The sequence below is a fragment of the Priestia sp. FW507-14D1A genome, from assembly GCF_058781295.1.
This window is the reverse complement of the sequence record NZ_JBYSWQ010000001.1, coordinates 1,355,587-1,378,749: the sequence shown is the minus strand read 5'-3', so window position 1 is coordinate 1,378,749 and position 23,163 is coordinate 1,355,587. Positions and strand designations below refer to the sequence as shown.

The 23,163-nt window shown below is 38.5% G+C and carries 21 protein-coding genes, 1 tRNA gene and 1 other annotated feature; of the genes, 21 read left to right on the top strand and 1 reads right to left on the bottom strand.

The window, feature by feature from the left end; translation table 11 throughout:
- Positions 1-8 precede the first annotated feature (8 nt).
- On the bottom strand, positions 9-215 hold the full coding sequence (locus AC3WJG_RS07585) for a hypothetical protein (protein ID WP_013059387.1): 207 nt from the start codon (positions 213-215) through the stop codon (positions 9-11).
- Between the two features lie 240 nt (positions 216-455).
- Here AC3WJG_RS07585 and AC3WJG_RS07580 point away from each other — a divergent pair, with 240 nt between their 5' ends.
- The 21 genes from AC3WJG_RS07580 to clpX all read left to right on the top strand — a co-directional run bounded on the left by AC3WJG_RS07580 (position 456) and on the right by clpX (position 23,127).
- Complete coding sequence (locus AC3WJG_RS07580; RefSeq protein WP_102812673.1) at positions 456-2,474, top strand: penicillin-binding transpeptidase domain-containing protein; 2,019 nt, start codon at positions 456-458, stop codon at positions 2,472-2,474.
- 442 nt (positions 2,475-2,916) lie between these two features.
- Positions 2,917-3,549, top strand: coding sequence for a DUF47 domain-containing protein (locus AC3WJG_RS07575; protein ID WP_218039679.1), 633 nt, complete (start codon positions 2,917-2,919; stop codon positions 3,547-3,549).
- Between the two features lie 15 nt (positions 3,550-3,564).
- Positions 3,565-4,563: an inorganic phosphate transporter gene (locus tag AC3WJG_RS07570; protein ID WP_013059384.1), complete on the top strand. Its 999-nt coding sequence runs from the start codon at positions 3,565-3,567 to the stop codon at positions 4,561-4,563.
- Positions 4,564-4,677: 114 nt separating this feature from the next.
- Positions 4,678-5,292 carry a PH domain-containing protein gene (locus AC3WJG_RS07565; RefSeq protein WP_013059383.1) on the top strand — a complete coding sequence of 205 codons (615 nt, stop codon included), beginning with the start codon at positions 4,678-4,680 and terminating at the stop codon, positions 5,290-5,292.
- A 211-nt stretch (positions 5,293-5,503) separates the two neighbouring features.
- Positions 5,504-5,947, top strand: coding sequence for a MarR family winged helix-turn-helix transcriptional regulator (locus tag AC3WJG_RS07560; protein WP_013059382.1), 444 nt, complete (start codon positions 5,504-5,506; stop codon positions 5,945-5,947).
- A gap of 10 nt (positions 5,948-5,957) precedes the next feature.
- Positions 5,958-6,752, top strand: coding sequence for a glutamate racemase (gene racE, locus AC3WJG_RS07555; RefSeq protein WP_025601441.1), 795 nt, complete (start codon positions 5,958-5,960; stop codon positions 6,750-6,752).
- A gap of 113 nt (positions 6,753-6,865) precedes the next feature.
- Positions 6,866-7,951, top strand: a complete 1,086-nt coding sequence (locus tag AC3WJG_RS07550; protein ID WP_025601439.1) for a GerMN domain-containing protein — start codon at positions 6,866-6,868, stop codon at positions 7,949-7,951.
- Positions 7,952-8,085: 134 nt separating this feature from the next.
- Positions 8,086-8,832: a ribonuclease PH gene (rph, locus tag AC3WJG_RS07545; protein WP_013059379.1), complete on the top strand. Its 747-nt coding sequence runs from the start codon at positions 8,086-8,088 to the stop codon at positions 8,830-8,832.
- Positions 8,833-8,841: 9 nt separating this feature from the next.
- Positions 8,842-9,435, top strand: coding sequence for an XTP/dITP diphosphatase (locus AC3WJG_RS07540; protein ID WP_025601437.1), 594 nt, complete (start codon positions 8,842-8,844; stop codon positions 9,433-9,435).
- Positions 9,436-9,450: 15 nt separating this feature from the next.
- Positions 9,451-9,963 (top strand): metallophosphoesterase, encoded by a 513-nt coding sequence (locus AC3WJG_RS07535; protein WP_013059377.1) that lies wholly within the window; start codon positions 9,451-9,453, stop codon positions 9,961-9,963.
- A 125-nt stretch (positions 9,964-10,088) separates the two neighbouring features.
- Positions 10,089-10,162: transfer RNA gene (locus tag AC3WJG_RS07530), tRNA-Arg, on the top strand.
- 325 nt (positions 10,163-10,487) lie between these two features.
- Positions 10,488-10,741 (top strand) — a binding site (T-box leader).
- Between the two features lie 68 nt (positions 10,742-10,809).
- Complete coding sequence (gene ilvB, locus AC3WJG_RS07525) at positions 10,810-12,537, top strand: acetolactate synthase large subunit (protein ID WP_153254654.1); 1,728 nt, start codon at positions 10,810-10,812, stop codon at positions 12,535-12,537.
- Positions 12,534-13,046 carry an acetolactate synthase small subunit gene (ilvN, locus tag AC3WJG_RS07520; RefSeq protein WP_013059375.1) on the top strand — a complete coding sequence of 171 codons (513 nt, stop codon included), beginning with the start codon at positions 12,534-12,536 and terminating at the stop codon, positions 13,044-13,046. Before ilvB ends, ilvN begins: the two co-directional genes overlap by 4 nt.
- A gap of 64 nt (positions 13,047-13,110) precedes the next feature.
- Positions 13,111-14,136 (top strand): ketol-acid reductoisomerase, encoded by a 1,026-nt coding sequence (gene ilvC / locus AC3WJG_RS07515; protein ID WP_013085141.1) that lies wholly within the window; start codon positions 13,111-13,113, stop codon positions 14,134-14,136.
- The gene (locus AC3WJG_RS07510; protein ID WP_013085140.1) at positions 14,123-15,658 is read left to right on the top strand and encodes a 2-isopropylmalate synthase; all 1,536 of its coding nucleotides are present in this window, start codon (positions 14,123-14,125) and stop codon (positions 15,656-15,658) included. The genes ilvC and AC3WJG_RS07510 overlap by 14 nt, the downstream gene beginning before the upstream one ends.
- Positions 15,659-15,677: 19 nt before the next feature.
- A complete protein-coding gene (leuB, locus tag AC3WJG_RS07505) occupies positions 15,678-16,787 on the top strand; it encodes a 3-isopropylmalate dehydrogenase (RefSeq protein WP_013059372.1) in 1,110 nt (369 codons plus the stop codon).
- A 58-nt stretch (positions 16,788-16,845) separates the two neighbouring features.
- Positions 16,846-18,261: a 3-isopropylmalate dehydratase large subunit gene (gene leuC / locus AC3WJG_RS07500; RefSeq protein ID WP_013059371.1), complete on the top strand. Its 1,416-nt coding sequence runs from the start codon at positions 16,846-16,848 to the stop codon at positions 18,259-18,261.
- Positions 18,262-18,275: 14 nt separating this feature from the next.
- Positions 18,276-18,866 carry a 3-isopropylmalate dehydratase small subunit gene (leuD, locus tag AC3WJG_RS07495; RefSeq protein WP_028410552.1) on the top strand — a complete coding sequence of 197 codons (591 nt, stop codon included), beginning with the start codon at positions 18,276-18,278 and terminating at the stop codon, positions 18,864-18,866.
- Positions 18,867-18,967: 101 nt separating this feature from the next.
- The gene (locus AC3WJG_RS07490) at positions 18,968-19,969 is read left to right on the top strand and encodes a tetratricopeptide repeat protein (RefSeq protein ID WP_028410553.1); all 1,002 of its coding nucleotides are present in this window, start codon (positions 18,968-18,970) and stop codon (positions 19,967-19,969) included.
- A gap of 221 nt (positions 19,970-20,190) precedes the next feature.
- The gene (tig, locus tag AC3WJG_RS07485; protein WP_337133905.1) at positions 20,191-21,477 is read left to right on the top strand and encodes a trigger factor; all 1,287 of its coding nucleotides are present in this window, start codon (positions 20,191-20,193) and stop codon (positions 21,475-21,477) included.
- Between the two features lie 384 nt (positions 21,478-21,861).
- Entirely contained in the window at positions 21,862-23,127 is a 1,266-nt protein-coding gene (gene clpX / locus AC3WJG_RS07480; protein ID WP_013059367.1) for an ATP-dependent protease ATP-binding subunit ClpX, read from the top strand.
- Positions 23,128-23,163: the final 36 nt, after the last annotated feature.

Here is a 23,163-nt window from a genome sequence, read left to right as displayed (position 1 = left end):
CGAGTTCGTTAAATTGTTGGTTTAGGTTTTTCAGGTGCAGCTTGTTTATCTTTTCGACTTTCTTGAATATATACTTTAAATAGAAAAATATTTAAACAGCCCAGTGTGAGGAATAACGGTGCAAAATAATATTCTTGAGACATAAGTAGGACGAAAACGCTTCCAAAACAGAACAGAGAACTAAACATAAAGTAAAACTGTAAGAATCTTCTCATTTTAGTCGCCTCCTATTCTTTTTCTTCTTACAATTATTATATCAAATACTTTCCAAAAAAGACACAAAATATTCACAAAATGTTCAATTTTTTTCTTGTTTACCTATTGATTTTTTTGTCGATATGTAAATTTAGTGGGTTGTAATACCAATTAATTCCTGATCATAACTTTCCGATGGAAAGTTTATGTAAAATTTTATATGATAGAGAAATGGTATTGAAAAAAGGGGGAAAATCATCATGAGACGAATTGGGTGGCTATTTTTTACTATGGCAATTCTCTTATTAATAACTGCCGGTTGCTCAAATGATCAACAGAAAGCACAGGATCGATTTGATAAATATGTAGCCATGTGGAATAAAGAAGATTTTAAAGGCATGTATGGATACTTGTCTAAAGATGCTAAAAAGACGATTTCAGAAAAAGATTTTATAAATCGATATAAAAATATCTATGATGCAATTGAAGCGGACAAGCTTAAAGTGAAGGCAAGTAAAATAGAAGACTTAGAAATAAAAGACCATAAAGCTGTTTTACCTTTTGAAGTAAACATGAACTCTGTAGCCGGTGAAATCTCATTTAAAGAAAATGCTGCTGTGGTTCAAGAAAAACAAGGGGATACAGAGAATTGGTATATTAATTGGAAGCCTAATATGATTTTTAAAGGACTTAAGCAAGGAGAGCAAGTGAGAGTAGCTGCTCAGTCAGCTGTGCGTGGAGAAATTATGGATCGTTCAGGGAAATATTTAGCTCAAAATGGAGAAGCGATTCAAGTTGGAGTTGTTCCCCAGCAGTTTTCTAAAGGCGGCGAGCAAGCTATACAGCAATTAAGCAAGACTCTTGCTCTTTCAGAAAAAAGTATTAATCAAGCACTGAGCGCTTCTTGGGTGAAAAAGAATCAATTTGTTCCTATTAAAACAGTTAGTCAAAAAGACGCCTCTAATTTAGAGAATTCTTTGAAAAAAGTAGAAGGCATTCAACAAAAAAAGGTAAATGCGCGCGTATATCCTTGTGAAGAAGCGTGTGCCCATTTAGTTGGATACGTTGCGCCTGTCACAGCGGAATATTTAAAAGAGCATAAAGATGAAGGCTATAATGCTCAGTCTAAAGCTGGAATGATTGGCTTAGAGTCTTTATATGAAGAGAAGCTTCGTGCTCGAGACGGCGTCACGATTTATACAGTAGATAAAGATGGCAATAAAAAGAATGAAATTGCAAAAGTGAATCCAAAAGACGGGGAAAGCATTCAAGTTACGATAGACACGAATGTTCAAAAATCCCTTTATGAACAGTTAAAAGATGAAAAAGGAGTAGCTACTGCTCTTCAACCTAAAACGGGAGAAATATTAGGTCTTGTAAGCACGCCAGCTTTTGATCCGAATTCTTTTTCTTTTGGAATCGATGCTAATACGTACCAATCCCTTTCAACGAATCCCGATAAGCCGTTAATGAATCGCTTTACCAAAACGTATTCTCCGGGATCTACATTTAAGTTAGTCACGGGAGCTTTAGCGGTTGATGAAGGCGTGGTAAATCCAAACGAAAGTATATCAATCAGCGGGAAGAAATGGCAAAAAGATAAAAGCTGGGGGAATTTCTACGTAACACGAGTGGGAAGCAAGCCGAATGTTAATTTACGTGATGCTTATGTTACATCTGATAATATTTATTTTGCGCAGACTGCTTTGAAGCTAGGTTTAGACAAATTTAACAGTGGTTTAAAACAGTTTGGGTTCAATCAAAAAATGCCTGTTAATTATCCTTTTGAAACGTCTAAAATTGCAGGTGATCAAGATATTAAAGATGAGGGAGTATTAGCAAACTCTGGCTATGGCCAGGGGAAACTGCAAGTGAATCCTCTCCACTTGGCATTGATGTATACATCGATTGTAAACGATGGAAACATAGTAAAGCCTATTCTTATGAACAGTGATGAGAGTGGGATATGGAAAAAACAAGTAATATCTAAAGAAACGGCGCAATTAATTCAAAATGATTTAGTTGATGTCATTGAAGATAAAAACGGTACGGGTCATGCTGCAAAGATAGATGGGTTAACCCTAGCTGGAAAAACTGGAACGGCAGAATTAAAGAAAACTCAAGGTGAAAAAGGGCAGGAAAACGGCTGGTTTGTAGCTGTGGATACAAAACAGAAAAACCTACTCGTTTCAATGATGATTGAAGGAGTAGAAGATAAAGGCGGAAGTCATTACGTCGTGCCGAAAGTAAAAAATGTATTTCAGCAATATAATAAGTAAATAATAAAAGCCAGTTCTAAAGGAGCTGGCTTTTATTATTTACACAAGAGGAGTAATGTTAAGTTTTTGTAAATCCCAGTTTTATACAAACTCTGAAAACCCTTATTTTAAAGGGAATGAACGTATTATTGTTAATGTATTGTAAAGAGACCTAAAAAAATGTGTTTGAAAAGTTATTGACAATTAACAATAATAGGAGTAATTTTTGACTTGGCGTAAAAAAATGAATCGCATAACCTATAAGTAAAAGAACCATCTTTTGGGACTTTTGCTCTGGTAAACGTTTGTTTTTTTCGAATTTTTTGATACACAAGAGAGGTGGTTTCTCTCGTTATAGTAATGAACAGCTAAGTTTTATCCATTACTTTAAATGAAAAAAGAAACTAGAACACATATAAAAAGATAGAGAGAAAAAACGAGTGGTAAAGTTTCGATAAATTGGATGGAGGATTGCAACGTGATCAAAAGAAAAAAAGACAAGTTTTCTGAAATGTTAATGGACATTGCCCAAAATATTAAGGACTCAGCAGATTTTTTAGGCAGCTTTGAACTTCAAAATGTATCTGACCTAAAGGAATTTGCCAATGTTTTAAAAGCGTATGAATCAAAAGGTGATAAATACGTGCATACAGTGATTACTGAGTTGAATAAAGCATTTATTACTCCAATTGAGCGTGAAGATATTTTACAGCTAGCAATGAGCATGGATGATGTACTTGATGGCATCGACAGCTTTGCTGCTTTAATGGAAATTCATTCAATTACGACATTTGATGAATATGTAGCTGAATTTGTTAAAAATATTCAAGGCTGTGCTGAAGAGATTTTAATTACTATTAATTTGTTGTCTGAGAAAAAGCTTCTTCAAATTAGTGAGCATGCAATTAAAATTAAAGAGTATGAGTCACATTGTGATACATTATATCGTCGTGCATTAAAACAATTATTCGCAACATGTAAAGATCCAATTAAAGTTATTCAATATAAAGAAATTTATGAAACGCTAGAAGAAATCGCGGATTATTGTCAAACGGTTGCAAACAACTTAGAATCAGTTATTATGAAGAATGCGTAACGGGGCTATATTATAATGGATTCGATGCTAATATTAACTATTCTAATTGTAGTTGGTGCACTTGGTTTTGACTTTATCAACGGATTTCACGATACAGCTAATGCCATTGCGACTTCTGTTTCAACCAAAGCTTTAAAACCGCGACATGCAATTCTTTTAGCCGCAACCATGAACTTTGTCGGTGCTATGACGTTTACGGGCGTAGCCAAAACGATTACAAAGGATATCGTTGATCCTTATACGCTTCAAAACGGTTCTGTCGTTATTTTAGCAGCATTAATTTCTGCTATCGCGTGGAACCTAATCACATGGTATTTCGGTATCCCGAGTAGTTCTTCTCATGCAATTATTGGATCGATTGCAGGAGCAGCTATTGCAGCTGCTGGATTTGGTGCTTTAAATTACAAAGGTTTCATCAAAATCATTGAAGCCCTTCTAATTTCACCAGTTCTAGCCTTTGTAGTGGGTTATATTGTCTATACGATTATCAAACTAACGTTTAAAAACCATAACTTGACGAAAACGAATAAGCGTTTTCGACGCGTTCAAATCCTGACTGCAGCCCTACAATCTTACACACACGGTACGAATGATGCGCAAAAAGCAATGGGTATCATTACGCTAGCGCTTATTGCTAACAATATGCAAAGCGGTACTGAGATTCAGTGGTGGGTACAGCTGGCTTGTGCGGTCGCAATGGGGCTTGGAACGTCAATTGGTGGATGGAAAATCATTAAAACCGTCGGCGGTAAAATTATGAAAATTCGTCCTGTTAATGGAGTAGCTGCGGACTTAACAGGGGCTGCCATTATCTTTGGAGCAACGTTTATTCATCTACCTGTCAGTACTACTCATGTTATTTCATCTTCTATCTTAGGTGTAGGTTCTGCTCACCGAGTGAAAGGTGTAAAATGGGGAACTGCACAGCGCATGGTGATTACATGGGTTATCACATTGCCAATTTCAGCTTCATTAGCTGCACTTATCTATATGATTTTAAATTTGTTATTTTAATAAATGTGGAGCTTCTTTTTAAGAAGCTCCTTTTTTTTATTTACATCCCCTCATTTGCACAGTACACTTAAAACATGAAAATAACACAATTGTTTTTAAAAGGGAGATGGGGAAATGTTTGGAAAAGTGGCTGCTGATGTATTGGGGCTAAGTGATATTGGTTCTGTTATTAAGCCGGTTGATTATGACAAGGTAGATGCAGACGATTACGTTATGCATGAAGAACAAGAAAAAATTTATTTTCTAATCAAATCAAAGTCAGATGAATATTGCTTTACCAATAAAGCGCTCATTCATCTTGATGGAACAAGTGCTACAAGCAAAAAGCGAATGCTTCGCCGCTATAACTACAGCACAAATCACATTTCAAACGTGATGCTAGAAACGGCTGGAACTGTCGATTTAGATGTGGAAATTAAATTTAAAATTGGCTCGGAGACTTTTTCTATCGATGTACACAAAAAGCATATAGAAGAGGTAAAAGATTTATATAAAGCGCTGTTTAAAATGTCTGAAATAACGCGTGAAAATGAAATTGCGCTCGATTTTGCTAAACAAAGCATTCAGCTAGCTTCTTCTACGCTAAGCAGTACACGAAATACAAGTGGAAGTGTTGCTGGTGAATTTAAAGAAATTAACGAAGCCGCGTTTTCTTGGTTATTAGATAAAAAAACAGCCTACACAACAAAAGATTTCAGCTCAGTTTTCGAGCTGTATATCAATAATTAATAGAAACAGCTGCTCCTTTTATGGAGCAGCTGTTTTTTAATACTGAATGAGAGTATGTAGACTTATGATGAACGTTGTAGAATCCTCATGTTAACCTTGAAAAATCACTGAAAAAAGAGCACAATATAAAATAGAAAAGAGAAACAATAGAGACGGGTTTAACTGAAAGAAATAATAGAAAATAAGACTTATAGGTGGAAAGGATTACGGTATGACAGCAAAAAATAATGAGGATACAGTGGCAGAATTAGAGAAGTCACTTCGACATATTGCAGCGATTGTGAAACAAAAAGGAAGAGAAATTTTAGAAGACTATACGATTACGCCACCTCAGTTTATTGCTTTGCAGTGGCTGTTTGAACGTGGAGATATGACGATTGGCGATTTATCAAATCGTATTTTTCTCGCTTGTAGTACAACGACAGATTTAGTAGATCGTATGGAAAAAAATAAGTTGGTGGTTCGGGTGAAAGATCCAAAAGACCGCCGCGTAGTGCGTATTCATTTGCTTCCTGAAGGAGCACGTGTTATCGAAGAAGTAATTGAAAAGCGACAAACGTATTTAAATGGCGTACTGGCAAACTTCTCTCCGAGTGAAACGGAAGTTTTACGAGTAACGTTACGAAAATTGCATGATGAAATGAAAGAAAAATGAGGCGATTGTTTTGAGTAGACCAATTGGTGTTATAGATTCAGGTGTGGGCGGATTAACGGTAGCAAAGGAAATTATGAGACAGCTTCCGAAAGAACAAATTATGTATATTGGAGATACAGCCCGCTGCCCATACGGTCCTCGTCCTAGTGAAGAAGTACGAGCTTTCACGTGGGAGATGACTAATTATTTAGTAGATAAAGATATTAAAATGCTTGTTATTGCGTGTAATACGGCTACGGCAGTTGTGCTGGATGAAATTCAAGAACAGCTCGATATTCCGGTTATAGGCGTCATTGAACCAGGATCACGCGCTGCGCTTAAAGTAACTAAAAATCATAAAATAGGCGTAATCGGCACAAATGGAACCGTGAAAAGTCAAGCCTATACACATGCACTCCGCGCTCTTCATACGAGAGTGGAAGTGGAAAATTTGGCATGCCCTTTGTTTGTACCTCTTGTAGAGAGCGGTAATTATGAAGGACCGGAAGCGCAGCGAATTGTAAAAGAAACATTAAAACCTTTTTATCATACAGATATGGATACCCTTATTTTAGGATGTACGCATTATCCGTTATTAAAGCCAGTTATTCAAGAAGCAATTGGGCCTCGAGTTCAGTTAATCAGTTCTGGCGAAGAAACGGCAATAGAGGTAAGTGCCATTCTTTCTTATAGCAATTTACTCGCTCCTAGAAACATGGAGCCTGAACACTACTTCTTTACAACAGGATCAACAGAACTGTTTCAATCTATTGCATCTAAATGGTTTGAGCACCCTGTATATAATGTTGAACATATCAAGCTTTAAAACCGTGCATATTATGCTCGGTTTTTTTTGTGGACAAAAACTTTTTTGAGCTGGTCTAAAATGCAAAAAAGCTCGTATACATAGTAGTACAAACAGTCTGAGGAGGGAAAGGAATGTCCAAAAAGACCCAACTTGTTCTCATATCCGCCGTGGTGACCACATCTGTATTGTTATCCGGCTGTGGACTTTTCGGAGGGGATAACGCAGCAAAGGAAATTGATCCGCCAAAGGATGTCACCTATGTGAAAGATGAAAAATCATTAGCGACTGAAGCGAAAGTAACGGAAGCTAATAAAAAACAAAGTAAAGCGGCAGAAACATCTGCGCCTACCAAAAGAGAACTCTACTTAATTGATAAAAACGGGTACGTTGTTCCCCAGACGCTTGAAATTCCTAAATCAAAAGGTGTCGCTAAACAGTCTCTTGAATATTTAGTAGAGGGTGGACCAGTCACAAACTTATTGCCAAATAATTTCCGAGCGGTTCTTCCTGCTGATACAAGAGTTTTAGGGACAAAGCTGGAAAGTGACGGGACGATGGTAGCAGATTTTTCACCTGAATTTGCTGAATATAAAAAAGAAGATGAACTCCGTATCCTGCAGGCCGTCACTTGGACGCTGACGCAGTTTGAAGGCGTAAATAAAGTTAAAATTCGCATTAACGGCTATGATAAAGATGAGATGCCTGTAAATCATACGCCAATCAGTAAAGGGTTGAGCAGAGCAGATGGCATTAACTTTGATAATACTGGAGTAGTTGACGTAACTCAAACAAAGCCAGTTACGATTTATTACTTAGCTCAAGAGGGCAAACAAACTTACTATGTTCCTGTCACAAAACGAATTGCTTCTGATGACAAGGATATGTACACTGCAATTGTGAACGAACTTGTAGAAGGACCTGCGCCTGCATCAGGTTTAGTGACAGATTTTAATCCCGATGCAAAGCTCGTAGCAGCTCCAAAGTATGCGGACGGTGAGTTAACGCTTAACTTTAATAAAAACATCTTTGGAAATTTAAAAGGCACGGAAATTTCTCAGCATGTTCTTGACTCCTTGGTGTTATCGCTGACAGAACAAAAAGCCGTAGACAGCGTTGCCATTAAGGTGAATGGCAAAAAAACGCTAAAAGATGAAAAAGGGAAAAAATTGACGGAACCAGTTTCAAGACCGAAAAATGTGAACACAGGTAGTTTTTAAAAACAAATTTTTGTTATACTAGTAAAGGACTAAGTAGAAAGAGGTCTGCTGAAATAGCGACCTCTTTCCGCTGTTTTATAGTTAAAATGGAAGAGACTATTACATATAAATGAATTTATAGGAGGACATGCTTAATGCGTTTGGACGGTAGGGAATTTAATGAATTGAGACCTGTATCTCTTCATACTTCATACTTAAAGCATCCAGAAGGATCTGTATTAATCTCGGTGGGAGACACAAAGGTTATTTGTACAGCAAGCATAGACGACAGAGTGCCTCCTTTTATGCGTGGACAAGGAAAAGGATGGATTACAGCTGAATATTCTATGCTGCCTCGAGCTACGGCACAAAGAAATATACGTGAATCATCAAAAGGTAAAGTCACAGGACGAACAATGGAAATTCAGCGTCTAATCGGACGAGCTCTTCGTTCTGTAGTCGATCTGGAAAAGGTCGGAGAAAAGACAATTTGGATTGATTGTGATGTTATTCAAGCTGATGGAGGCACAAGAACAGCATCGATTACAGGTGCTTTTGTGGCTATGGTTTTAGCGTTTGGAAAGCTGGTTGAAGAGAACAAGCTAACAGAAATCCCTATTCGTGACTACTTAGCTGCGACTTCAGTAGGTATTCATGGAGAAAATTCGATTTTAGATTTAAATTATGAAGAAGATTCGACAGCGGAAGTTGACATGAATATTGTGATGACAGGAAGCGGACAGTTTGTAGAATTACAGGGAACGGGAGAGGAATCGACGTTTTCGAGAGAACAGTTAAACCATCTTCTAGATTTGGGAGAAAAAGGTGTTTATCAATTGATTGAACAGCAAAAGGAAGTTCTTGATCACCTGGCTGCTTACATTCCGGTTAAAGAAAGGTAAGGGATTGACGTGCGTGAAATCATTATTGCAACTAAAAATGCAGGCAAAGTAAAAGATTTTGAAACACTTTTCTCGCCAAAGGGATTTAAAGTAAAATCGCTTCTTGATTTTCCTGAGATTGAAGACGTGGAAGAAACGGGCGTTACATTTGCAGAGAATGCGACACTAAAAGCAGAGGCCATTTCATCCGCATTAAATAAGCCGGTCATTGCCGATGACTCCGGGCTTGCTATTGACGCCTTAAACGGGGAGCCAGGCGTTTATTCCGCGCGTTATGCTGGTGAAAATAAAGATGATAATGCTAATATAGAGAAGGTACTTCAAAAGTTAAATGACGTGCCGTTTGAAAAGCGCACGGCACGCTTTCACTGTGCTCTTGCTATTGCAGTGCCTGGAAAGAGAACCGAAATTGTAGAAGGCACGTGTGAAGGGCACATCTTGGAGGAAAAAAGAGGGGAAAACGGTTTTGGGTACGATCCCATTTTCTTTGTGGAAAAATGGAGATGCTCCATGGCAGAATTGACCAAAGAGCAAAAAAATCAAATTAGTCACCGAGCAAATGCGTTAAAAAAACTAGCACCGCTAATTGATGCGCAATTTTAGAAGGAGTGATGACGTGTGAAACTATTAATTGTAAGCGATAGCCACGGGTTACAAGAAGAACTGCTCACTATCAGAGAGAGACATGCTGATGTAGATAAGATGATCCATTGTGGGGACTCTGAGTTGCCGCAAGACAGCAAAGAAATGTCTGCGTTTTTAGGCGTTCGAGGAAATTGTGACTACGATGCATCTTACGTTAATGATCGAGTAGAGTCGCTTGGAGAAGCTACGTGTCTGGTTACACACGGTCACTTATATAATGTTAAAATGTCTATGATGAATCTGCATTACAAAGCGAGAGAAGTCGGGGCAAACGTTGTTTGCTTTGGGCATTCTCACATAGCGGGAGCTGAGCTCATGGACGGAGTTTTATTTATCAATCCAGGAAGTATGTTACTTCCTCGTATGAGAAAAGAACGTACGTATGCTATACTAGTAATGGATGGTACAGAAGCTACCGTGCAGTTTTACGATATAAGCGGTAAACATATTCCTAGCATGCAGTTAACCTGTACACTTTCAGCATAATATAGCCAAATATAGGGAGAAGAGAAGGTTTTTTACCTCTCTTCTCATAAAATTTCAAAAAAACGTTGACTTTTAAATTATATTTGAATATAATAAGTATTGTCTTTGATACACTTTAACATTATGTCCCAGTAGCTCAGCAGGATAGAGCAACGGCCTTCTAAGCCGTCGGTCGGGAGTTCGAATCTCTCCTGGGACGTCCGGAAAAAACCGGCTTTTACTTTTTAGTAAAAGCCGGTTTTTTTATTTATCTTAAAAGTGAATGTTTGTTCATTCAGTGTGTACAAATGAACGTTTCACAAAAACTTTTTGAACTGCTGTAAACCCTTATTACATCAATAATGAAAACGCATTCAAATATTCTGTTTAGTCTAAATTGTCTAAAAAAATCTTGAAAAGTGGTTGACTATGCATAGAAATGGGCGTAAGATAGTCCTCAAATATAAGTTTTCTAAAAATTTTAATTAATTGTAATTAATTTAAAATATTGATGTGTAAAGCATTTTTCAAAAAGCATATAGCGTTTTAAAACGTTGAAGAGGATAAGTAGTTTTGATGTTTAGGTATCAACAGAGAGTCGGGTTGCTGGAAGCCGACGTTACCAACTCAAAATGAACTCACCTCAGAGTGTCACCCTGAAATTCAGTAAGGGCGACCGAGTGTACTTCCAAAGCACTCGTTATCAAAAAGAATGTACAGTATACATTCATAAGGTAATCATTACGATTACAAACGAGGGTGGTACCGCGTAAAGTACAAAAGACTTTTCGCCCCTTGACCTATATCATTTGATAGGGTCTATTTAGGGGTGAGAAGTCTTTTTTCTTTTATCTAGAAAACGAAAGGATGAGAAAAGTGGGAGCCAATATGCAAACGAAAGAACCTGTAAGCACTGGGGCACAAATGAATGGAGCTGACATGTTGATTGAATCTCTAAGAAGAGAAAATGTTGACGTCATCTTCGGTTACCCAGGGGGAGCCGTTTTACCGATTTACGATAAGCTATATGGTTCAGGAATGTTTCACGTACTTGCTCGTCACGAACAAGGTGGAATTCACGCAGCAGAAGGGTACGCAAGAATTTCAGGCAAACCCGGTGTAGTTATCGCAACAAGTGGTCCTGGTGCAACAAATATCGTAACAGGTTTGGCAGATGCGATGATTGACTCACTTCCTTTAGTTGTTTTTACTGGTCAAGTAGCTTCAAGTGTAATTGGTTCTGACGCGTTCCAAGAAGCAGATGTATTAGGGATTACAATGCCAATTACAAAACATAGCTATCAAGTACGCAATATCAGCGATATGCCGAGAATCATCAAAGAGGCATTTCATATTGCGACAACAGGAAGACCTGGTCCAGTCTTAATCGACATTCCAAAAGATATGGCACAGGGTGATGGAACATTTAATTACGAAGGAGAAATTGATTTACCTGGCTATCAGCCAACTTATTTTCCAAATCAGCTGCAGGTTAAAAAATTAACAGACGCAGTAGCAGCTGCAAAACAACCTGTTATTCTAGCAGGTGCGGGAGTGTTATTGAGTAAAGGTTCAGAAGAATTAAAAAATTATGCTGAACGTCAAAATATTCCGGTTATTAATACGCTTTTAGGGTTGGGTTGTTTTCCTGCAGATCATCCGCTTCATTTAGGAATGGCTGGCATGCACGGAACCTACACAGCAAACATGGCAATTTATGAGAGTGATCTTCTCATTAGTATCGGTGCACGCTTTGATGACCGAGTAACAGGTAACTTAAAGCATTTTGCACCAAATGCAAAAATTGCTCACATTGACATCGACCCAGCGGAAATTGGAAAGAATGTTCCAACCAAGATTCCAATTGTTGGAGATGCAAAAGAAGTATTGAAGCAATTGCTTCTGCAAGAAGGAGAAGTTGGAGATTATACGAAATGGCATGAGAAATTAGCGGCGTGGAAGCAAGAATATCCATTATGGTATCAGAACTCAGGGGATGTGTTAAAGCCACAAAAAGTAGTTGAGTTGCTTCACAAGTATACAAATGGAGATGCCGTTGTTACAACGGACGTTGGGCAACATCAAATGTGGGTAGCTCAATACTACACATTTAATAATCCAGATCGATGGGTAACTTCAGGTGGTCTTGGCACTATGGGCTTTGGATTACCTTCTGCAATCGGCGCTCAGCTGGCAAACAAAGATAAAACAGTTGTAGCAGTCGTTGGTGACGGTGGATTTCAAATGACGCTTCAAGAATTAGGAGTTATTAGAGAATTAAATTTACCTGTAAAAGTGGTTGTACTTAACAATCAGTCGCTTGGTATGGTTCGTCAGTGGCAGGAAATCTTCTATGAAGAACGCTACTCACACTCTTTAATTCCGAATCAGCCTAATTTAATGAAGCTTGCAGAAGCTTATGATATCAAAGGTTTACAAGCTTCTACTGAAGAAGAAGCGCATGCGGCTTTGAAAGAAGCAATGGAAACAGATGGACCTGTTCTACTAAATTTCTTTGTCGCACCTAAAGAAAACGTATATCCAATGGTTGCACCTGGAAAAGGATTACATGAAATGGTAGGGGTGAAACCATGAAGCGAATTATTACAGCAACTGTATTAAACCGTGCGGGCGTATTAAATCGCGTGACGGGGTTATTTACAAAAAGAAATTTCAATATTGAGAGTATTTCGGTAGGTCACACTGAATCTGAAGATGTATCACGCATGACGTTTGTTGTGAACGTAGAGCATGATAACGCTGCTGAACAAGTGATTAAGCAGTTAAATAAGCAGATTGACGTGTTGAAGGTTCAAGATATTACGGATCAAGCGGTGGTATCAAGAGAGCTTGCTTTAATGAAAGTAGCCTCTACGCCAGCGAGCCGTAACGAACTTTATGCAGTAATTGAGCCTTTCCGTGCAACCATCATTGATGTAAGCCGCGACAGCTTAATTATTCAAGTAACAGGTGAATCCAGCAAGATTGAAGCGATGATTGATCTGCTTCAGCCTTATGGATTAAAAGAAGTAACGCGCACGGGTACAGTAGCTGTTCCGCGCGGTACGCAAAAAGCAGCAGCCAAACTTTCATCAATCATTTAATTCTAGCTAGTTACTAACCAAGTAAACTATATAAAACTATATAAACTAAGAGGAGAGATTTATTATGACAAAGGTATATTATAACGGAGATGCAAAGGATCAATTATTACAAGGTAAAACAGTAGCAATCGTAGGCTATGGTTCACAAGGTCACGCCCATGCACAAAACTTACGCGACAGCGGAGTAAACGTGGTAGTAGGATTACGTAAAGGTAAATCATGGGACCAAGCAGAGCAAGACGGTTTCACTGTATTATCTGTAAAAGATGCAGTTCAACAAGCAGAAGTAGTAATGGTATTACTTCCAGATGAGTATCAGCCAAAAGTTTATAACGAAGAAATTCTTCCAGGACTAAAACCAGGAAAATCTTTAGTATTTGCTCACGGTTTCAACATTCACTTTAACCAAATCGTAGCACCTGAATTCGTTGACGTATTCTTAGTAGCTCCAAAAGGCCCTGGTCACCTTGTAAGAAGAACGTATGAAGAAGGAGCTGGCGTACCGGCGTTATTCGCAGTATTCCAAGATGTAACTGGAGAAGCAAAAGACGTAGCGTTAGCTTATGCTAAAGCAATCGGTTCAGCTCGTGCGGGTGTGTTAGAAACAACATTTAAAGAAGAAACAGAAACAGATCTTTTCGGTGAGCAAGCAGTACTTTGCGGTGGGTTAACTTCATTAGTTAAAGCTGGTTTTGAAACGCTTGTAGAAGCTGGCTACCAACCGGAAGTTGCATATTTTGAGTGTTTACACGAATTAAAATTAATTGTTGACCTTATGTATGAAGGCGGAATGGAAGGCATGCGTTATTCAATCTCTGATACAGCTCAATGGGGTGACTTCGTTTCAGGACCACGCGTTGTAGATGAGCGTTCAAAAGAGCAAATGAAAAAAGTGCTTGAAGATATCCAAACAGGTAAATTTGCAAAAGGCTGGATCCTAGAAAACCAAGCAAATCGTCCGGAATTTACAGCTATCAATAACCGTGAAAACGAACATTTAATTGAAAAAGTTGGCGCTCAATTACGTGAAATGATGCCATTTGTTAAAAAACAAAAGAAAGAAGCGGTGATCGCTAGTGCAAAAAATTAAACTATTTGACACGACGCTACGCGATGGTGAACAGTCACCTGGAGTCAATTTGAACCTACAAGAAAAGCTTGAAATTGCTAAGCAGTTAGAGCGATTAGGTATCGACATCATTGAAGCCGGATTTCCCGCTTCTTCAAAAGGTGATTTTCAATCCGTAAAAGAAATTGCGTCTATTGTCAAAAATTCTTCTGTAACAGGCCTTGCAAGGTCTGTTACAAAAGATATTGACATTGCATGGGAAGCGTTAAAAGAAAGTGCAGAACCAAGACTGCATGTTTTTATCGCTACTTCCGAAATTCATATGCAGCATAAATTGAAAAAAACACCTGATGAAGTACTTGAAACAGCAGTGGAAATGGTGAAGTACGCAAGTGAAAAATTCCCGGTTGTTCAATGGTCTGCTGAAGATGCATGTCGAACAGATTTACCGTTTTTAGCTAGAATTGTAGAAGCCGTTATTGATGCTGGTGCAAAAGTCGTTAATATTCCAGATACAGTAGGATTTATCACTCCTGGCGACTATCAATCAGTATTTAATTACTTAAAAGAACATGTGTCAAATATTCATAAAGTTGATTTGTCAGCTCACTGTCACGATGACTTAGGGCTAGCTGTGGCCAATTCAATGGCTGCGATTGAAGCAGGAGCTACTCAAATTGAAGGAACGATTAACGGAATCGGAGAACGTGCGGGTAACGCAGCTCTTGAAGAAGTAGCACTTGCGCTTCATGTCCGTCAAGATTTCTATCAAGCGAGCACAGGTCTTATCTTGCCTGAAATTAAGCGTACGAGTGACATTATCAGTAAGCTTACCGGAATGAATATTGCACCAAATAAAGCGATTGTAGGAAAGAATGCTTTTGCTCATGAATCAGGTATTCACCAAGATGGCGTCTTAAAAAATCCGTTAACATATGAGATTATTTCCCCAGAACTTGTGGGTGTTAAACAAAATCCAATTGTGCTTGGTAAACACTCAGGCCGTCATGCGTTCCGTACACGCTTAGTAGAGCTTGGATTCACATTGGAAGATACAGAAGCAAACGTACTTTTTGAGAAGTTTAAAGACTTAGCAGATAAGAAAAAAGACATTACCGATGATGATTTATTGGCATTAGTCATTCAAAAGCAAGTTAGCAAAGACAGTGAATATAAGCTTGAAAGTCTGCAAGTTCAGTATGGTACGAACAATATTCCAACGGCTACGATTACGCTTCGCAAAGAAAACGGCGAAGAGATTCAAGAAGCAGCTACGGGATCTGGAAGCGTGGAAGCTATCTATAATACGCTGCAGCGCTGTGTTGAACAAGATGTAAAACTATTAGACTATCGTATTCAGTCTATTAACGGTGGGCCGGACGCACTGGCTGAAGTATTTGTGAAGGTTGAAAGCGAAGGAACTGAAGCAAGCGGACGCGGAGTAGCGTTTGATGTATTAGAATCGTCAGCGAAAGCATATCTGAACGCCATTAATCGTTTAATTGCTATTCAGCAGCATCGTACAAAGCAAGAAGTAATGTGAACTGAAGGGAGAGACCACCATGACAAAAAAAGTCGCTGTATTACCGGGTGACGGCGTAGGAACAGAAGTAACCAAGGGCGCTGTTGCCGTTTTAAAAGCAATTGGAGAGCGCTTTGATCATCAATTTGAGTTTACGTATGGACTAATTGGCGGAGCTGCAATTGATGAGGCGGGCACACCTCTTCCAGAAAGTACAATTGAGACTTGTAAGCAGGCAGATGCTGTATTACTTGGATCGGTTGGAGGGCCAAAATGGGATCGTAACCCTTCACATTTGCGACCGGAAAAAGGTTTGCTAGCTATTCGAAAAGAACTGGATTTATATGCTAATCTTCGTCCGGTGACGTTTTATGATAGCTTAGCGGATGCCTCTCCTCTGAAAAAAGAATACATTGAAGGTGTTGACTTCATTATCGTCCGCGAGCTAACAGGAGGCTTATATTTTGGTAAGCCTAGCGAGCGCCGAACAGAAGGAAATGAAGAAACAGTTGTCGACACATTATTTTATAAGCGTACAGAAATAGAAAGAATTATTCGTCAAGCATTTGACACGGCTGTAAATCGACGTAAAAAAGTAACGTCTGTTGATAAAGCGAATGTGCTTGAGTCTAGTAGAGTGTGGCGTGAAGTAGCTGAAGAAGTAGCAAAAGACTACCCGGATGTAGAGCTTGAGCATATGCTTGTAGATTCAGCTGCTATGCAGTTAATTCGTAATCCGAAGTATTTTGATGTAGTGGTAACTGAAAATATGTTTGGTGATATTTTGAGTGATGAGGCTTCTATGCTGACAGGATCGTTAGGAATGTTGCCATCTGCCAGCTTAACGGCTGATGGTCCATCTTTATACGAACCGGTTCACGGTTCTGCACCAGATATTGCTGGTCAAAACAAAGCTAATCCGATTGCTGCTATTTTATCTGCAGCAATGTTGCTTAGACATTCATTTGGATTAGAAAAAGAAGCAGCAGTGATTGAACAAGCGGTTGAAAGTGTATTACATGCAGGTCATCGAACAGCTGACTTAGCAGACGGTAATCATTATTTAGGTACCGATAAAATGGTGGAGGCGATAACTGCGGTAATTGCCAATGATTCTGCCATTTCAAGCATTATGACAGCTTACAGTTAATCATGCGTTTCTCACGTTTTGTGAGAAACGTTTTTCATAATCAGAAAGGAGGAGCAGTATGAAACCAAAAACAATTATTGATAAGCTTTGGGAACAACATGTTGTACGTCGAGAAGAGGGGAAGCCGGACTTATTATATATCGATCTTCATCTTATTCATGAAGTAACGTCTCCTCAAGCATTTGAAGGTCTTCGCGTGGCAAATCGCCAAGTGAAGCGTCCAGACTTAACGTTTGCTACAATGGATCATAACATTCCAACGGTTGACCGTTTTAATATTAAAGATCCGATTGCAAAGAAACAAGTAGACAAACTATCTGAAAACTGTCATGAGTTTGGTGTGAAGCTTTTAGATTTAACAAGTGAAGAGCAAGGAATTGTGCATATCATTGGACCGGAATTAGGATTAACTCAGCCTGGAAAAACCATTGTGTGCGGAGATAGTCATACATCTACTCACGGTGCATTTGGAGCGCTTGCTTTTGGGATAGGAACTAGTGAGGTAGAGCATGTTTTAGCAACACAAACGCTATGGCAAGCGAAACCAAAAACGCTACAAGTGAAAGTAAATGGCAAAAAGCAGCCTGGCGTTTATGCTAAGGACATTGTATTAGCAATAATTCAAAAATTCGGCGTGAATTTTGGAACGGGTTCAATCGTAGAATTTACGGGCGAATGTATTCGCGATCTTTCAATGGAAGAGCGCATGACCATTTGTAATATGTCTATTGAAGCCGGTGCAAAAGCTGGTCTAATCAGTCCAGACGATGTCACGTTCTCTTATATTAAAGGACGTCAGTATGCTCCTAAAGGAGAACAGTTTGAAAAAGCAGTGGAAGCTTGGGCAGCTTTAGCAACAGATGAAGGTGCAACGTACGATGAAACGCTGGAAATTGATGCAGATACAATTGAACCTGTTGTAACATGGGGAACAAACCCGGCGATGAGTTCTTATGTTAGCAAGCAAGTTCCTACATTAGAAGAGTGTAAAACAGAAGCTGAGAGAAAGTCTTTGTCACGAGCACTTGAGTATATGGGCTTACAGCCTGGCATGGCAATAGAAGAGATTCCAGTTCAGCATGTATTTATCGGTTCATGTACAAATGCTCGTTTGTCTGATCTTCGTGACGTGGCAGCCTTTATTAAAGGAAAGAAAGTGTCACCAGATGTGCGAGCGATCATTGTACCAGGTTCTCAAAAAGTAAAGCGAGTGGCTGAAGAAGAAGGTTTATCTGCTATTTTCATTGAAGCAGGTTTTGATTGGAGAGACTCAGGCTGCAGCATGTGTCTAGGCATGAACTCTGACTTAGTTCCACAAGGCGAACACTGTGCGTCCACTTCTAACCGCAATTTTGAAGGACGTCAAGGAAAAGGCGCCAGAACGCATTTAGTAAGCCCGGTAATGGCAGCAGCGGCAGCGGTATATGGACATTTTGTTGATGTACGCAAACTACAAGAACAAGCGGTGCGATAAGGAGGAGAACATAGATGAATGCTTTTACAATCCACACAGGGAAAGTAGCAGGTCTCGACCGAGCAAACGTAGATACTGATCAAATTATCCCAAAGCAATTTTTGAAAAGAATTGAGCGTACTGGGTTTGGAAAATTTCTATTTTTTGATTGGCGATATAATGAAGATGAAACGTTAAATGAAACGTTTGAATTAAATCAGCCTCAAAATCAAGGAGCAACAATTCTTGTAGCTGACGAGAACTTCGGATGTGGTTCGTCACGTGAACACGCGCCATGGGCGCTTTTAGACTATGGGTTTCGTGCCATTATCGCACCTTCATTTGCGGATATTTTCAAACAAAACTGTCTAAAAAATGGTATTTTACCTATTGTTTTATCAAAAGAAGATGTTTCCTATTTAATGAAAGAGTCTCAAAGTGCTTCTTACGCCTGTACAATCGATCTTCATCAGCAAAAAATTACCGATGAAGCAGGCTTTGAACGTACGTTTGATATCAATGGCCATTGGAAATATATGCTTGTTAACGGATATGATGAAATTGGCTATACGCTTTCTTTTGAAGACGACATTTCTGCTTATGAAGCAAAAACGGTAAGATACTAACCAAAAATCGAGCAAAATGATGATTTTGCTCGATTTTTTTGCGTTCCGTTAATCGAATTGCTAAACTGTAAAGCAAATGGACCGCGAAGTGGGGAGAAAACATGTCGAATGAACAACAAAACAAAATTGTAGCTTTTCCTCTATTAAAAGAACGGTTGGTTGAAAAAGCTACAGATCATATGCAGCACAAGCAGTTTCAAGAAGCACTTCCTTTATTTGAGCAGGCCTATGAACTTGATAATAAGCATCATGAAATTTTACTTGGTCTTGTTATTTGTCACGTGGAGCTCGGTGATGCAGGCATAGCTAAGGAATTGTGTGAGCAAATGCTGAAAGAAGATATTGGCGATTATTATCATAATTTGCAAATGTACCTCATGGTGTTAATTCAGCTTGGTCACTATCATGAAGGATATGTTACTCTACAAGCAGTTATTCAAGAACACAAACTCCCTTCTGAACATGCTGAACAGCTTTATCAGCTATTGGAGTTCTGCAAGAATAGAATGAATCAAGAACAAGTCATAGAAGAACAAACAGAAGAAGAACAGCTAGAGCAGTTTAAATCATTCACAGCTCTAGACAATATTCAAGATCAGCTTGAATGGGTTCATTCATTAAAAACAAAGAGAATTGAAAAGCAGCGCTTCTTTCTGGAACAGCTATTTTCATCTGAAGCTGTTCACCCTATCGTAAAAACAGTCGCTTTAAAAACAGTTATGGAAGAAGAAGTAGACATTGATTTTATGATTACTAAGTTTGGAGAGACGAAAAAAGTAAATGCGCTTCAGCTTCAACGAACAACACCGTATTTGTTTGCCGAGCAAGTAGAAGCGCAGTTGACGGAAAAGCTGGAGCATGAAAATCCTACATTGCTGCAGGTTGCCGTTGAAATATGGCAGCGTCATTTATTTATTACATTTCCGTTTTTACCGGGTGATAATGTAAAACTTTGGACAGCAGCGGTGTATGCTGTTAGTCTGATGATGCAAGGAGAAGAGTCAGATGCAGCTGTAGCAGAGGAAGACGGAAGTTTCTCCGCAGCTGAATTAAGAAAGGCAATTAAAGAGCTAAAAGAAATTGAAGAAATTTCTTTTATATAAAATGTGGTGTTTAGTTGAAACGTCATTGTTGTATGTTATAATATAATGGTTGTAAAATGCACTTAAATACGTATAGTAGAATTTCATCTTTACATTACATTCCTACTTACTTTAAAGTAATAGGGAGTTAAATAGATAATGATTGAGGGTTGAACTGATAGGCTATCTGCATTATCTAGTTTAGAAATCACTACTTAAAATGATTTTGGAGGGAAACATTCATGTCTGCAAAATGGGAAAAACAAGAAGGAAATCAAGGCGTTTTAACAGTAGAAGTTGAAGCTGCTGAGTTTGATAAAGCCTTAGATAAAGCATTCACAAAAGTTGTAAAACAAGTAAACGTACCAGGGTTCCGTAAAGGTAAAATGCCTCGTCCACTTTTCGAAAAACGTTTTGGCGTAGAATCTTTATACCAAGATGCACTAGACATCTTATTACCTGAAGCTTACAGCAATGCAATTGTTGAAGCTGGTATCGAACCGGTTGATCGTCCAGAAATCGATGTTGAAACAATCGAAAAAGGACAACCTCTAGTTTTCACTGCTAAAGTAACTGTTAAGCCTGAAGTTAAATTAGGCGAATACAAAAACTTAGAAGTAGAAAAAGTAGATACAACTGTAACAGATGAAGACGTTGAAGCTGAATTAAAAACACTTCAAGAGCGTCACGCTGAACTAGTTGTTAAAGAAGAAGGAACTGTAGCTGAAGGTGATACAGCTGTAATCGACTTTGAAGGTTTCGTTGATGGCGAAGCATTCGAAGGCGGAAAAGGCGAAAACTATTCTTTAGAAATCGGTTCTAACACATTCATCCCTGGCTTTGAAGAGCAACTAGTTGGTCTTGAAGTAGGCGCTGAAAAAGAAGTGGAAGTAACATTCCCTGAAGAGTATCACGCTGAAGAGCTAGCTGGTAAAGCTGCTGAATTCAAAGTGAAATTACACGAAATCAAATCTAAAGAACTTCCAGCTTTAGACGATGAGTTTGCAAAAGACGTAGATGAAGAAGTAGAAACTTTAGAAGCGTTAAAAGCAAAAACAAAAGAAAAATTACAAAGCGATAAAGAGAATCAAGCGGAATCAGCTCTTCGCGACACTTTAGTAGAAAAAGCTGCTGAAAACGCTGAAGTAGAAATTCCAGAAGCAATGTTCAATACTGAAATGGATCGTATGATGCAAGAATTTGAACAACGTTTACAAATGCAAGGTCTTAACCTTGAACTTTACTTCCAATTCTCAGGTCAAGATGAAAAAGCTCTTCGCGACCAAATGCGTCCGGATGCTGAAAAGCGTGTGAAAATCAACTTAACGCTAGAAGCTATTTCAAAAGCTGAAAATCTTGAAGTAAGCGAAGAAGAAGTAGAAAAAGAATTAGAAAACATGGCAGGAATGTACAACATGCCTGTCGAAGAAATTAAGAAAGTGCTTGGCAGTCTTGATAGCATTAAAGAAGACATGAAAGTACGTAAAGCAGTTGAATTTCTTGTAGAAAACAGCAAAGCTGTTGCATAATAGTAAGTAAGAAACAAGGCGCGACTTGATCGTGCCTTGTTTTATAAACTTCAATAGTTTTTTTATATCATAACCAACACCGTAGAAGCAGCTTTAACCCATTGTTTGAAATCCGTGGTTATGAAATAGGCCCAATAAGAGGACACTATATAATAGCAGATCTCCATTCTGTTATGCTCATCAACAACATATACATAAAACGTTTTAGTATCTATTCAAGAAAATGTATGGTAAAATGCAATACAAATCTTTTCATAGCGCTTTTACTATGTGATAAAGAGGGGCATTTACCTACAAATAGATGAGTTGTTCATGTTGTTGGGCTATAGCGCGGATAGAAATCAGCTTCGAGCACTTTAGTAAATACTACAAGGGGTGAAAATTATGTTTAAATTTAACGATGAAAAAGGGCAGTTAAAATGCTCATTTTGTGGTAAAACACAAGAACAAGTACGCAAGTTAGTTGCGGGTCCAGGTGTTTACATATGCGATGAATGTATTGAACTTTGCACGGAAATCGTAGAAGAAGAGTTAGGTACAGAAGAAGAAGTAGAATTTAAAGATGTACCAAAACCAAAAGAAATTCGTGACATTTTAGATGAGTATGTAATTGGTCAAGAGGATGCGAAAAAATCGTTATCCGTTGCGGTATACAACCATTACAAACGAATCAATTCAAACAGTAAAATTGATGACGTTGAGTTATCAAAAAGTAATATTGCATTAATTGGACCTACAGGAAGCGGTAAAACTTTACTAGCTCAAACATTGGCTCGTATTTTAAACGTACCGTTTGCGATTGCAGATGCAACATCTCTAACAGAAGCGGGTTATGTAGGAGAAGATGTTGAAAACATCTTATTAAAATTAATTCAATCAGCTGATTACGATGTGGAGAAAGCTGAAAAAGGTATCATCTACATCGATGAAATTGATAAAGTAGCGCGTAAGTCTGAAAACCCATCTATTACACGTGATGTATCAGGTGAAGGTGTGCAGCAGGCTCTTCTTAAAATCTTAGAAGGTACTGTAGCAAGCGTTCCTCCTCAAGGTGGACGTAAACACCCTCATCAAGAATTTATTCAAATTGATACAACAAATATCTTATTTATTTGCGGTGGTGCATTTGACGGAATCGAACCTATTATTAAGCGTCGTCTAGGTAAAAAAGTAATTGGTTTCGGTTCAGAAACAAAACAACAAGACTTTACAGAAAAAGAGTTACTAGCAAAAGTATTACCGGAAGATTTATTGAAATTTGGTTTAATTCCAGAGTTTATTGGTCGTTTACCGGTTACTGCTAGCTTAGTGCCTCTTGATGAAGAAGCGCTAGTTGAGATTTTAACAAAACCGAAAAATGCACTAGTGAAACAATATCAAAAAATGCTTGAACTTGATGACGTTGAACTTGAGTTCGAAGACGAGGCTTTAGTAGAAATTTCTAAAAAAGCAATCGAGCGTAAAACAGGTGCTCGTGGTCTACGTTCAATCATTGAAGGTATTATGTTAGATGTAATGTTTGATCTTCCTTCACGTGATGATATTACAAAATGTATTATCACAGGTGAAACTGTTCGTGATCAAGCGGCTCCTAAGTTCGTATTAGAAGACGGATCTACTATTCAAGAAGGCAGCAAAACATCAGCATAAAAAAAGCCGGGTACTCAATTTGAGTACCCGGCTTTT